The sequence below is a fragment of the Hyphomicrobium sp. 01T421 genome (assembly GCF_056398805.1).
The window spans coordinates 876,202-887,896 of the sequence record NZ_JBFTQC010000001.1 but is presented as its reverse complement, the minus strand read 5'-3'; the positions used below and the strand labels follow the sequence as shown (position 1 = coordinate 887,896).

11 protein-coding genes are annotated in these 11,695 nt (G+C 61.2%); 10 read left to right on the top strand and 1 reads right to left on the bottom strand.

Annotated features, from left to right (window positions below):
• Positions 1-11 precede the first annotated feature (11 nt).
• From AC1DK3_RS04085 to AC1DK3_RS04040, 10 genes are all read left to right on the top strand, one after another.
• Positions 12-167 carry a hypothetical protein gene (locus AC1DK3_RS04085; protein ID WP_477191004.1) on the top strand — a complete coding sequence of 52 codons (156 nt, stop codon included), beginning with the start codon at positions 12-14 and terminating at the stop codon, positions 165-167.
• A gap of 84 nt (positions 168-251) precedes the next feature.
• Positions 252-1,736 (top strand): aldehyde dehydrogenase family protein, encoded by a 1,485-nt coding sequence (locus AC1DK3_RS04080; protein ID WP_477191003.1) that lies wholly within the window; start codon positions 252-254, stop codon positions 1,734-1,736.
• A 97-nt stretch (positions 1,737-1,833) separates the two neighbouring features.
• Positions 1,834-2,103: a DUF4242 domain-containing protein gene (locus AC1DK3_RS04075; protein WP_477191002.1), complete on the top strand. Its 270-nt coding sequence runs from the start codon at positions 1,834-1,836 to the stop codon at positions 2,101-2,103.
• Between the two features lie 176 nt (positions 2,104-2,279).
• Positions 2,280-3,566 carry an NAD(P)/FAD-dependent oxidoreductase gene (locus AC1DK3_RS04070; protein ID WP_477191001.1) on the top strand — a complete coding sequence of 429 codons (1,287 nt, stop codon included), beginning with the start codon at positions 2,280-2,282 and terminating at the stop codon, positions 3,564-3,566.
• 63 nt (positions 3,567-3,629) lie between these two features.
• A complete protein-coding gene (locus AC1DK3_RS04065) occupies positions 3,630-4,526 on the top strand; it encodes an ABC transporter permease (protein ID WP_477191000.1) in 897 nt (298 codons plus the stop codon).
• Complete coding sequence (locus AC1DK3_RS04060) at positions 4,523-5,359, top strand: ABC transporter permease (protein WP_477190999.1); 837 nt, start codon at positions 4,523-4,525, stop codon at positions 5,357-5,359. Before AC1DK3_RS04065 ends, AC1DK3_RS04060 begins: the two co-directional genes overlap by 4 nt.
• 47 nt (positions 5,360-5,406) lie before the next feature.
• A complete protein-coding gene (locus AC1DK3_RS04055) occupies positions 5,407-6,447 on the top strand; it encodes an ABC transporter substrate-binding protein (RefSeq protein ID WP_477192866.1) in 1,041 nt (346 codons plus the stop codon).
• Positions 6,448-6,518: 71 nt separating this feature from the next.
• A complete protein-coding gene (locus AC1DK3_RS04050; RefSeq protein WP_477190998.1) occupies positions 6,519-7,145 on the top strand; it encodes a cupin domain-containing protein in 627 nt (208 codons plus the stop codon).
• The gene (locus AC1DK3_RS04045) at positions 7,135-8,223 is read left to right on the top strand and encodes an ABC transporter ATP-binding protein (protein ID WP_477190997.1); all 1,089 of its coding nucleotides are present in this window, start codon (positions 7,135-7,137) and stop codon (positions 8,221-8,223) included. Before AC1DK3_RS04050 ends, AC1DK3_RS04045 begins: the two co-directional genes overlap by 11 nt.
• Before the next feature lie 105 nt (positions 8,224-8,328).
• On the top strand, positions 8,329-8,541 hold the full coding sequence (locus AC1DK3_RS04040) for a hypothetical protein (RefSeq protein ID WP_477190996.1): 213 nt from the start codon (positions 8,329-8,331) through the stop codon (positions 8,539-8,541).
• 11 nt (positions 8,542-8,552) lie between these two features.
• Here the strand turns inward: AC1DK3_RS04040 and AC1DK3_RS04035 are convergent, their stop codons facing one another.
• Positions 8,553-11,693 (bottom strand): efflux RND transporter permease subunit, encoded by a 3,141-nt coding sequence (locus AC1DK3_RS04035; protein WP_477190995.1) that lies wholly within the window; start codon positions 11,691-11,693, stop codon positions 8,553-8,555.
• Positions 11,694-11,695 lie beyond the last annotated feature (2 nt).

Below are 11,695 nucleotides of genomic sequence, written 5' to 3'. Positions count from 1 at the left end.
GGGAAACCGGCATGCGTGGCTTCGATCCAGAACTTGAACGGCGCATTCGCGCTTTCGAAAATGCGCCTGCAGATGACGCAAGCTTCACCTTTTGGGATTGGCTCGCGCTCGTGGCGCTTGGAATCGTCTTTCCCGTCGGCCTTCTGATCTGGGGATGGCCTTGGTGATGCCCGCGTCCCGGCAATCAGCGTTTTTTCGATGAGCAGGCATCCTCGCTCGCTCGCACTCAACCAGCGTAGGTGAACCCCTAAATGTTGAATTCCGCTTCGAAGCAGACGACCGATTTTCTGTCCACGCAGCACAAGCTCGTCATTGGCGGAGCGGAGATCGGCAGCGCGTCGGGAGAGAGTTTCGAAACGTACGATCCGGCATTCGGAAAAGTGCTGGCGTCGGTTCCGCACGCCAAGCAGGCGGACGTCGATGCAGCCGTCGCTTCGTCACAAGCGGCGCTGCTGGTGTGGCAGAGAATGGCGCCGAGAGAACGCGCGACACTCTTGATGCGGTTCGCTGACCTGATCGAACGCGATACTGCGTGGATTTCGGAAGTCGAGAGCCTGGATTCCGGAAAGCCCAAGTTGCACATCGCAGCGGTCGACATTCCGTTGGCCGTCGGCGCGCTTCGCTATAACGCCGGCTGGTGCACGAAGCTCGCCGGCGAGACCATTCCCGTCAGCGCTCCCGACATGCACGTCTATACGCGCCGTGAGCCGGTCGGCGTCGTTGCCGCCATCGTGCCGTGGAATTTTCCGCTCTGCCAAGCTTGCTTCAAGATCGCGCCGGCTCTCGCCGCCGGCTGCACCGTCATCCTGAAGCCCGCGGAGCAGACGCCGCTTTCCGCTCTCATTCTCGGAAAGCTTGCCCTCGAAGCAGGCATCCCGCCCGGCGTTCTCAACGTTCTGACGGGTGAAGGCGCGACGACGGGCCAGGCCCTCGTTGAGCATCCGGGCGTCGCCAAGATTTCGTTCACGGGCTCTGAAGAGGTCGGCAAGCACATCGCGCGCAGCGCTTCCAAGACGCTCAAGCATGTCTCGCTCGAACTCGGCGGCAAAAACCCGAACATCATCTTCGCCGATTGCGATGTCGACGCGGCCGCTTCGGTCGCCGCGGGCGCCATCTTCTTCTACAGCGGACAGGTCTGCTCGGCGGGCTCGCGTCTCATGGTCGATGCGGCCGTCTACGACCGTGTCGTCGATCGTGTCGTATCGGAAGCCAAGCAACTCAAGCTCGGCCACGGTCTCAACGCCGACACGACGATGGGGCCGCTGATTTCCGAAGACCAGCTCGCGCGGGTCAACGGTTTCGTCGAACTGTCGCGCAAGGGCGGCATCGACGTTGCCATCGGTGGAACACGCGGCAAAGGCGATCTGGCATCCGGTTCGTTCTACGAGCCGACCGTCCTCTGCGGAGCGGACGATAACGCCAGCGTCGTCAAGGAAGAGATCTTCGGACCGGTTCTTACGATCCAGAAATTCAATTCTCTCGACGATCTCGTGCCGCGGGCAAACAACAGCAATTTCGGCCTCGCGGCCGGCATCTGGACACGCGACATATCCAAGGCCCACGCCGCAGCCGCAGCGATCCAGGCCGGCACCGTCTGGATCAATACCTATAACCAGTTCGATGCGGCGGTCGGCTGGGGCGGCTTCAAGCAATCGGGTTACGGCAAGGACAACGGACGCGAAGGCCTCGATAAATATCTTCAGACGAAGACCGTTTGGGTCAATTACGCTTCATAACATTGCCAAGTTTGCCATAGACGGCCCGATAGAAGGCTGTTTTTAAAGCGGTCGCGTCCGGTGATACGGGCGCGCCCAAGAAGCCAAGGGAGTGCAAATGAAAAAGTACATCATCGAGCGGAACATACCCGGCGTCGGCGATTCAAATGCGGAGCAGCTCAAAGGCGCGGCCGCGACTTCCAACGCTGCCCTGGCGAAATTGCCGGACGTGCAGTGGCTTCATTCCTACATCGCCGGCGACAGCACGTTCTGCGTTTATCTTGCGACAGACGAAGCGGCGATCCGCAAGCATGCGGAACTCAGCGGCTTCCCCGCGAACCGCATCATCGAGGTCAAGACGGTCATTGATCCCTCGGCGGCAGGCTGAACCGGCATTTGGTTGGGGCACTATCGGGGCGCGCGGATGAAAGTCTGCGCGCCCCACTTCGTTACGCCGGCCGAAATTCAGTCTGAACTGCTTTACAATCTTTCATATTGGTGAAAATCTCCATTCCGCTTCATAGGAGGCCGCTTCATAGGAGGCCGCTTCACGGGAGGAGAGGGATGGTTTCCGGCTACCAAGCAAAGTCCGCGTGGGCCGAGCGAACTTTCGAGCCTCTGGCTTCCCATGCTCTGAAGCCCAGCGAAAAAGTCGATCTCGCCATCGTCGGCGGCGGCATTCTCGGTCTTTCCTCCGCCCTTCACGCGGCGCGTTCCGGACTTTCCGTCCGCGTTCTTGAAGCGGCGAATGTCGGCGATCGCGCGTCGGGCCTTAACGGCGGCCAAGTCATCCCCGGACTGAAGTACGATCCGGATTGGCTGCTCCAGCATTTCGGCGAGAAGCGCGGCGAGTCTCTCGTTCGCTTCGGGGCGTCGCTCGCCGACGGCGTCTTCGATCTCATTGCGCGCGAGAACCTCGATGTGCCCGTCCAGCGAGCGGGTTGGATCCAGGCGGCGCACTCAGAGACGGCGGTGCGCGCCGCCGAGCAGCGCGCCAAGCAATGGACCGCAAGGGGCGTACCGGCAAAGCTTTTGAGTGCGGACGATGTCAGCCGCCTCACCGGCGCACGCGGATACCACGGCGGTTGGCTCGACCCGCGCGGGGGCGCTATCCAACCGCTGGCTTATACGCGCGAGCTGGCGCGAGTGGCCATCGATGCAGGTGCTCGCATTGCCGAAAACACGCGGATAACAGCGCTAAAACGTGACAATGCCGCTTGGGTCCTCAAGACCGCCGACGGCCGTTCACTCTCCGCGAAAGGCGTCATCGTCGCGACGAATGCCTACGCGGATGCTCTCATTCCGGGTCTCGCGCGAACGCTTCTGCCGCTGCATTCGTTTCAAATCGCGACTGCGCCGCTCCCCGATGCGCTTCTCGCAAGCATCCTGCCGGAGGGGCAGGTCGTCTCAGATTCCCGCCGTATCGTCATCTATTATCGGAAGGGTCCCGGCGGCCGTATGCTACTCGGTGGCCGCGGGTCGATGGCCGATCCAACGGATCAGAAAGCGTGGGCTCATCTCGAGCACGCCTTGAAGCGGCTCTATCCGGCGCTTTCCAATGTCCCGATCGAAAAGCGATGGTACGGACGTATCGCGATGACGATCGATCACCTGCCCCACGTGCATGAACCGGAGCCCGGATTGCTCGTTGCAGCGGGGTGCCAGGGCCGCGGTATCGGCCTGATGACCGGCCTCGGTCCTCGCCTCGTCGACTATTTCGTATCGAGGGACCCTGAGGTTCTCCCGTTTCCGCCGATGCCGATCCGGCCAATACCGTTTCACGCTTTTCGGAATGTCGGAATCGGAGTGGCTATCGCCTGGTATCGCGTCGTGGACATGCTGGAAAAGTGAGGACACGGATTGACAATTTCTCAAATGTGAAAAACTATCACGCAAATTCAGGAATACGCGCACATGTCCGTTTCCGCCAAATCTGACCTCGCGTTGCCGGCCGCTTCCGAGCGGCATCGCCGGCTATTCGGGCTCGGCATGACGGCGCCGGGCGCGCTCGCAACGTCGGTGCTGGTGCTTTTCGCACTTGGCGTCGTCCTGTTTCTCGGCTTCCGCACGAATGACGGCTCGCTGCTCGGCGGCGCCTTCACGTTCGACAATTTCAAAGCCGCACTGACAGACCCGCTCTACGCGACGGTGATATTGCGTTCGCTAGCGATCGCCGGGCTCGTCACGCTCGCGACCGTCGTGACGGCATATCCGGTCGCCTACTATCTGGCGTTTCACGCCGGCAAGCATCGCGGCCTCCTACTCTTCATCGTGACGCTGCCGTTTTGGACGAGCTATCTTTTGCGCGTTTTCGCGTGGAAGGTCGTGCTGGCGTACAACGGCGTCCTGAACTCGGCGCTCATGACGGCCGGCATAACGTCGGAGCCGATCCTCGCATTCCTCAACACACCCGCGGCTGTCGTGATCACGCTCGCGCACGCTTATGCCGCGTTTGCTATCCTGCCGATCTATGTCGCGCTCGAGAATGTGCCCCGATCCCTGATCGAAGCAGCCGAAGATCTCGGCGCGCGTCCCGCATCGATATTCCGCAGGATCATCTTGCCGATTTCGATGCCGGGTGTCATGGCCGCGGCGCTCGTCGTATTCGTACCGACGGTCGGCGACTACGTAACGCCGGCGCTGGTCGGCGGTCCGAACAGCACAATGATCGGTTCGATGATCCAGGCGCAGTTCGGAAAGGCCAACGACTGGCCGTTCGGCGCCGCGCTCTCGGTCATCGTCATGCTCGTGATCCTTGCGGTCGTGATCGGCGCGCGCCTTGCCGACAAGCGTTTTGGGAGCAGAACGTGAAACCGGCAGGCATCTCTAAAGCGCCTTGGCTCACGGTCTACGTCGTCGCGTATGTTCTGTTTCTATATCTACCAATCGCGATCATTCCGCTCTTCTCCTTCAACAATTCGATCCAAGCCGCTTTTCCGCTGAGCGGGTTCACGCTCGAATGGTATCGAAGCCTTTTCGGCAATGACAACCTGCATCGTGCCTTCCAGACGAGTTTGATCGTCGGCGTTTCTGCGGCGTTCCTCGCGACATCGATCGGCGTCACGGTCGGTTACATGGAAGTCGCCGGGGGTAAGCGTACGTCGCAGGTGATATCGGCGCTCTGCCGTCTGCCGATATTGATCCCCGGCGTCATCGTCGGGATTGCGCTTCTGATACTGGTCAATCTCGCGGGCCTTGGGCCGTCGCGAATGGCCATCGTGCTCGGTCACACGCTCGTGGCGCTGCCGACGGCCGTCGTCATCATGCGGGGCAGATTTGCGTCGCTGCCCAGAAGTTTCAGCGAAGTCGCTATGGATCTCGGCGCGCATGAATGGACGACGTTCCGCCGCATCGTTCTGCCGCTCGCGGCACCCGCCATCACCTCATCGTTCATGCTGTCGTTTTTGACGTCGTTCGACGAATTCATCGTCGCGTTTTTTCTATCGGGCGCGGAGCCGACGTTGCCGCTTTACGTCTGGGGGCAGCTCCGCTTCCCGAAAGCGCTTCCGAGTGTCATGGCGCTCGGCACATTCATTTTGCTTGCGTCGATCGTGATCGCGACCGTCGCCGAGATCATTCGGCGGCGCGGCGCGGCCAGCGACGAACTTCCCGTCACTACACCAAGACCTCTGCCGATTTCTTGAGCGCGAACAGGGAGTATAGAATCATGGACGGTTCGACGACACGCACAATGCTTCGCAGGGCCGCCGGCCTTGCGACGATCATCGCCTCACTCGCAACGCCCGCACTCGCCGCCGACAAGCTGACGTACTTCACGTGGTCCGGTTACGAATTGCCGGACTTCAACAAGAGCTTCCTCGGCGCTCATCCCGATGGCGTCGAAACTTCCGTCTTCAGCGATGACGACGAAGCCTTCACCAAGGTCAAGGCGGGCTTCCATCCCGACCTCGCGCATCCCTGCTACGACAAGATCGCGCGCTGGAACAAGGAGGGCCTGCTGCAGCCGATCGATACGAAGCGCATCAAGAACTGGGATACGATTTTCCCGGTGTTCAAGAACCTAGCCGACATCCAGGCGGGCGACGGCAAGGTCTGGATGGTTCCGTGGGATTGGGGAAACACCTCCATTCTCTATCGCACCGATCTCGTGAAAGATCCGGCACCTTCTTGGAACCTCCTCTGGGACAAGCAATACAGCGGGCGCATCGCAACGATCGATGCCGTGCACGATACGCCTGTCGTTGCGGCCCTTCTTGCTGGCGTCAGTCCGTTCGACATGTCGGCTGCGGAACTCGAGAAGGTCGCGGCGAAGCTGCGCGAACAGCGGCCGCTCCTTCGCGCGTACACAACGGACATGACATCCGTCGAGCAGTCGCTGGCGAGTGGCGAGCTCGTTGCCGCGATGACGTGGAACGCTTCTGCCACCACGCTCAAGAAGCAAGGCGTCAAGGTCGAATTCATGAAGCCTAAGGAAGGCATGCTGACCTGGAGCTGCGGGTTCGTGATGCTGAAGGACGCCAAGAACGTCGATCTCGCCTACGACTTCATCAACAGCCGGCTCGAAGGCGCTTCGGGCAAAGAGCTGATCACGCAGTATGGCTACGGCAGCGCATCGAGCGCGGCGTTTGCTCTCGTTCCGAAAGAGGAACTCGACCGGCTGCAGCTTCCGGCCGATCCGGACGTCGTTTTGAAGAGCACGGTTTTCACCGGACCGATGAAACAGAACGACGATCTTGCTAAAATGTTCGAGAAGGTGAAGGCCGGCGGCTAAGCAATAAGCTAGCTGGGGTTTCGAGCATCCGCAGTCCAAAACTCTGAAACTTTCGAAGGAAAGGAAGCAACGTGGTTCGGACGAAATTGAGCGAAGGGCGCGCGGAAGTCTCAGAGCAAATACCACCAGAGGCCGATGTCCGTCTTGGCCGCCGCATCCGCGCGGCGCGTCTCGAGCGGAAATTGGGTCTCGCAGACGTTGCGCAGCGCGCCGGCATTTCTGTCGGCGCACTCAGTCAAATAGAGCGGGGCATATCATCGTTGCGCGTGCGCGTACTGTGGCCGCTTGCGGCGGCTCTTGGCGTCGAGCCGCACAGCCTGCTTGCGGAAAGCCAGGACGACGGCGGCGATCTCTATGTCGTTCGGGCTGCGCATCGAAAAGAAATACCAGTTCGATCGGAAGGCATCCACAAGGAGCTTCTTTCGCCACCCGGGTCGGTTTTGACCGGGCTCATCGTCTCTGTCGATCCCGACGGGGGAACGGGACATTCCTACAGCCACGCCGGCCACGAGTTCGGCATTGTGAGAAAAGGCCAAATTGAATTGACCATCGACAGCGTCGTTTATCTGCTCAAGACCGGCGATAGTTTTGCGTTCAAGAGCACGCTCGAGCACTCGTTCCGCAATCGCGGCAAAGAGCGGTGCGAGATCGTATGGATCAATACGGCGAAGCCGAATGAGATCACCAATGGTGCGTGATCCGCTCCTGCGCCTCGATGCGGTTTCGAAGGTGTTCGAGGGCGGCACGGTCGGTCTCGACAACGTCGATCTCGATATCGGGCATGGCGAATTCGTCAGCCTTCTCGGCCCGTCAGGTTGCGGGAAGACGACGAGCTTGCGGCTGATGGCGGGATTCGAGCAGCCGACGAGCGGGCGCGTTTTTCTCGATGGGCAGGACATCACTGCGCTCCGCCCTTATGATCGTCCGCTCAATACTGTGTTTCAGGATTACGCGCTTTTCCCGCACATGGATGTCGCGGAGAACGTTGGGTTCGGCTTGACGCTCCGCAAAGTTTCGGGCGCAGAGATCGGCCGAAAGGTGAAAGACGCGCTCGATCTCGTCGGGCTTGGCGACAAAATTCACGCGCGCGTTTCCATGCTGTCGGGCGGTCAGCGCCAGCGCGTCGCCCTGGCGCGCGCGCTCGTCTGTTCGCCGCGCGTGCTGCTGCTCGACGAGCCTCTTTCGGCTCTCGACGCGAATCTACGCGAGCAGATGCAGATTGAACTGAAGCGTCTCCAGGCGCGCCTCGGCACGACCTTCGTCATGGTTACGCACGATCAGACCGAAGCGCTTTCGATTTCCGATCGCATCGTTGTGATGAACCGCGGCAAAATCGAGCAAATCGCATCGCCCGCGGAACTCTACGACGCGCCGGTGACGCGCTTCGTCGCTCATTTCATCGGAACGATGAACCTCATCGAGGGCAAGGCTCTGGAGACGACGGGCGAGTTCCATCGCGTGTTGGCTGGACCGATGACGCTCGAAGTGCCGGCGGATCGGGCAGCTGCCCCAGCGCCGGGCGCACCAGTTCTCGTCTGCATTCGCCCTGAGGAGTTGTCCGTCCTTGCGTCTCCTTCGGACGACGCAGTCGCTGCGCAAATCATGTCGACCGTGTTCTATGGCCCGATGCTGCGCTTATTCGTGGAAATCGGCGGCGGCCAGAAATTGATGATCGATACGCCACGGCGCACGGCGGCGGCGGCGGCGCTCGAAACCGGCGCGCTCGTCCACGTGCGCCCCAACCGCGGAAGCGGGCGGATCTTAAACGGGGATTGAACTGGAACTTTTCGGCCACGCTTCGGCCGCTTCGCGAGCGATGCCCGGAACTATTCGGCGTGGTTGGGCGTCTTGCTTGGCGGTTGATAGATAGCGAGCGTCGAAATGCCGTTTCCACGTGGGGTCATAGACAGCGAACATCTCAACATCATGCAGCAGGCGATGGACCTCGCTTGCGGTGAACTCGCCGTCAAAGAGACCGACACGGCCAGTCGCGAGCGCATCGCCTTTCTGGTCACGGGCTTCATGAGGGCGGGCGAACATGACCCCAAGAAGCTGACGATCTACGTGGTCGATCAGTTCAAGCTCCCGATCTGACCGACGAGGGTTTATTCCGCCGCGGCGGCTTTAGCGGCGGGCTCCAATTTCGGGTCGGTTATTTGTGACGTAGGCGCAGCTCCGGAAATTCGCAGCAGGCGGCCAAGCCGAATAAGTGCTTCGGGCAAAACACCCAGATTGAGAAGCGTCGCCGTCGTCAGGCCTCCGAGCACGGTGATCGCCATCGGGGCTTCGATTTCGTGTCCCGGCCGACCAAGGCCCAAAGCCAAAGGTACAAGCCCGAGCGCCGCCATCAGCGCCGTCATGAAGACCGGCGCCATACGTTCGGATGCCGCGAGGCGGATCGTTTCGGGGCTCCAGCCCTTCCCTTCCGCGTCCGCCACATGCTCGACGTGCGCCAGCATCATGACGGAGTTACGCGCGCCAATGCCGAACACCGTGATCAGGCCCACGAGGCTTCCAAGCGTCATTCCGATGCCACTCACGACAATTGCCGCGATGCTGCCGATCAGACAGAACGGCAAATTTATCAGCACCAACACCGCGAGACCTCGGCGACGGAACGCCATCGTCAACGCCGCAATGATGAGCGCGGTGCTCATGGCGGTTAGACCGGCGAGGCGGATTTGACCCTCGCGCTCCGCCTCGGCCTGGCCCGCGAAGGCGACGTAAACATCCTTGGGCAGATGAAGCGCTTCGACGCGCTGACGCGCTTCGGCGACGATCTCGCGGAGCGAATAGCCCTTCGCGCCGTTGAAGGTCACGGCGACGCGACGTTGACCGCCGTCGTGCTGAATGTTCGACCGGCCTTCGGTGATCTCTATCGTTGCGACGTTCTTCAGAGGCGTTCTGGTCGTCGCGTTGCCGACCATCAGCTTGTTGAGTTCGCTGATGCGGTTGCGGTCATCCGGCGACAGAATGACGACGACGTCCACGGTGCGCGCGCCATCGTACGTCTGGCCGACGGTCGTTCCGGCGAATGCGGTCTGAATCGTATCGAGAGCGTCGCGCGCGGAAAGGCCGTAGCTTGAGAGCGCGGCCGGATCGAGCTTGACCGACAAAGTCGGCACCATCGCGCTTCTCGGCATTCTGAGATCGGTGACGCCTGGAACATCCGCGACGGCTTTCTGGATCTCGGCGGCCGCGCTTTCGAGCGATGCGAGATCGGTTCCGAGAGAGCTAATGACGACTTGAGCCGTTTCGCCGCTCAGGCTTTCGCTGATGCGATCGCCGAGGAACGTCAATGTCTCGCTTCTGACCTCCGGGAAGCCGCGGAGCGTATCGCGGATGATGCTCTGGGCTTCTTCCTCGCTTTTATCGTGCACCGGCTTCAGCTCGATGTGAAATTCGCTCTTGTCGACGCTCCAGGTATCTTCGCCCGCTTCGGCGCGGCCGATCTGATGGCCGACGGTGTCGACGAACGGTAGCTTCAAGAGTGCCGCCGTCACGCGCTCGCCGACAGCCACGACGTCATCTGTCGACGTCCCGGGAGACGCCATCGACATCTGCAGCACGAAATGGCCTTCGCGGAACTGGGGGATGAGCTCGCTGTGGAGAAAGGGCACGGCCGCCGCGGCCGCCAGCGCGCTCGCCGTCAGCAGCAGAACCGTCGTACCCCAAGCACGTTGAACACGCGCCAAGACCCACCGCTGAGCGGCTTTGAGACTTTTCAGCAGCGGCGATTCTTTCGTGTCCTCACTCTTCGTCAGCAGCAGCGCGCACAACGCGGGCGTGACGGTCAGCGCGACGAGCATCGAGGCCAGCACCGCGATCACGAATGTCAACGCCATCGGTCCGATGAACCGGCCCTGCACGCCGCCCGCAAAGAGCACGGGGAAGAATGCAAAGATCACCGCGAGCGTGCCGTAAAGCATCGAACCGCGAATTTCGATGGACGCATCCTCGATAATATCAAGCCGGTTGGCGTCTGGCCCGGCGAGGCGCAATCGTCTCGCGATATTCTCGATATCGATGATCGCGTCATCGACAAGGACGCCGAGCGCGAGCGCGAAACCGCCCAGCGTCATGGTATTCAGCGATTGCCCGAATTCGCTCAACACGACCACTGCTGCGAGGAGCGATAACGGAATAGCGAGAAACGAGATCAACGACGCGCGTACGCTTCTAAGGAAGGCGTAGAGCACGAACAAGATCAAGGCCGATCCAAGTGTCAGAGCGGTTTCGAGATTTTTCAACGCGCGAACGACGAACGATGCCGGGCGGTGCAATGCCGGATATATCGTTACGCCGCGCCGCTCGAGCGCGGGCGTCAGCTCGGCAAGTGCCGCCTCGGTCGCGTTGGTGGCTTCGAGCGTATTGGCGCCGAACTGCCCGGAGACCGTAATCAAGACGCCAGGCTGCCCCATGATCGTCGCATCGCCGATCTTCGCAGCCGGGCCGATCGTCACCGTCGCGACATCAGCAAGGCGGACCGGCCGGTTGTTCTGCATCGTGACGACAGCTTGGGATATCGCGCGGGGGTCGGGCGCCGGAGGCGGCGTTTCGATCGTGATCCGTTGGGCCGTCGTTTCCACGATGCCGCCACCGCGAAGCGCGATCGCGGCGCTGGCTGCGTCCATGACATCGGTTACGGTCAGGCCGAGCGCGGCGATCCGCTCGAGGCCAGGCTGAATCTGGACCTGTCTGATCGCGCCTCCATACACGGTGACGCGCGCAATTCCCGGCACGGCAAGCAGGCGCGGCTTGACCGTCCAATCGGCGATATCGCGGAGTGTATAGGGATCAACCTGATCGGAGACGAGGCCGAGCTTCAGCACATCCATTGTGCTTGACGTCAATGGCGTCAGCTTCGGCGGTCCGATGCCCGCCGGCAATTTGCCATTGAGCGTCGTCAGACGTTCAGCAATGCCTTGTCTCGCGGCGGTGGCGTCGGCACCTTCTTCAAATGTGACGAGCACGACCGACAGGCCGTAGATGGATTCCGATCGAACCGTATCTATGCCTGGACCGCCGACGATCGCCGCTTCGATCGGGCGGGTGACGATTTGCTCGACTTGCTCAGGCGCGAGGCCGGGCGTCTCGGTCTGGATCGTGACTTGCGGTGGAACGAATTCGGGGAAAACGTCGAGCGGCGCCCTTAGCGCGAGAATGCTTCCGGCGATGAACCAGACGACGGACAGCAGTGCGACGAAGCCACGATAGCGGATCGACCAGCGGATGAGCGCGTTCATGC

Bases quoted from the DNA above. Each gene is read 5' to 3' on its own strand.
- AC1DK3_RS04085 (WP_477191004.1), top strand. From the start codon at position 12: ATGCGTGGCTTCGATCCAGAACTTGAACGGCGCATTCGCGCTTTCGAA.
- AC1DK3_RS04080 (WP_477191003.1), top strand. From the start codon at position 252: ATGTTGAATTCCGCTTCGAAGCAGACGACCGATTTTCTGTCCACGCAG.
- AC1DK3_RS04075 (WP_477191002.1), top strand. From the start codon at position 1,834: ATGAAAAAGTACATCATCGAGCGGAACATACCCGGCGTCGGCGATTCA.
- AC1DK3_RS04070 (WP_477191001.1), top strand. From the start codon at position 2,280: ATGGTTTCCGGCTACCAAGCAAAGTCCGCGTGGGCCGAGCGAACTTTC.
- AC1DK3_RS04065 (WP_477191000.1), top strand. From the start codon at position 3,630: ATGTCCGTTTCCGCCAAATCTGACCTCGCGTTGCCGGCCGCTTCCGAG.
- AC1DK3_RS04055 (WP_477192866.1), top strand. From the start codon at position 5,407: ATGCTTCGCAGGGCCGCCGGCCTTGCGACGATCATCGCCTCACTCGCA.
- AC1DK3_RS04045 (WP_477190997.1), top strand. From the start codon at position 7,135: ATGGTGCGTGATCCGCTCCTGCGCCTCGATGCGGTTTCGAAGGTGTTC.
- AC1DK3_RS04040 (WP_477190996.1), top strand. From the start codon at position 8,329: ATGCCGTTTCCACGTGGGGTCATAGACAGCGAACATCTCAACATCATG.
- AC1DK3_RS04035 (WP_477190995.1), bottom strand. From the start codon at position 11,693: ATGAACGCGCTCATCCGCTGGTCGATCCGCTATCGTGGCTTCGTCGCA.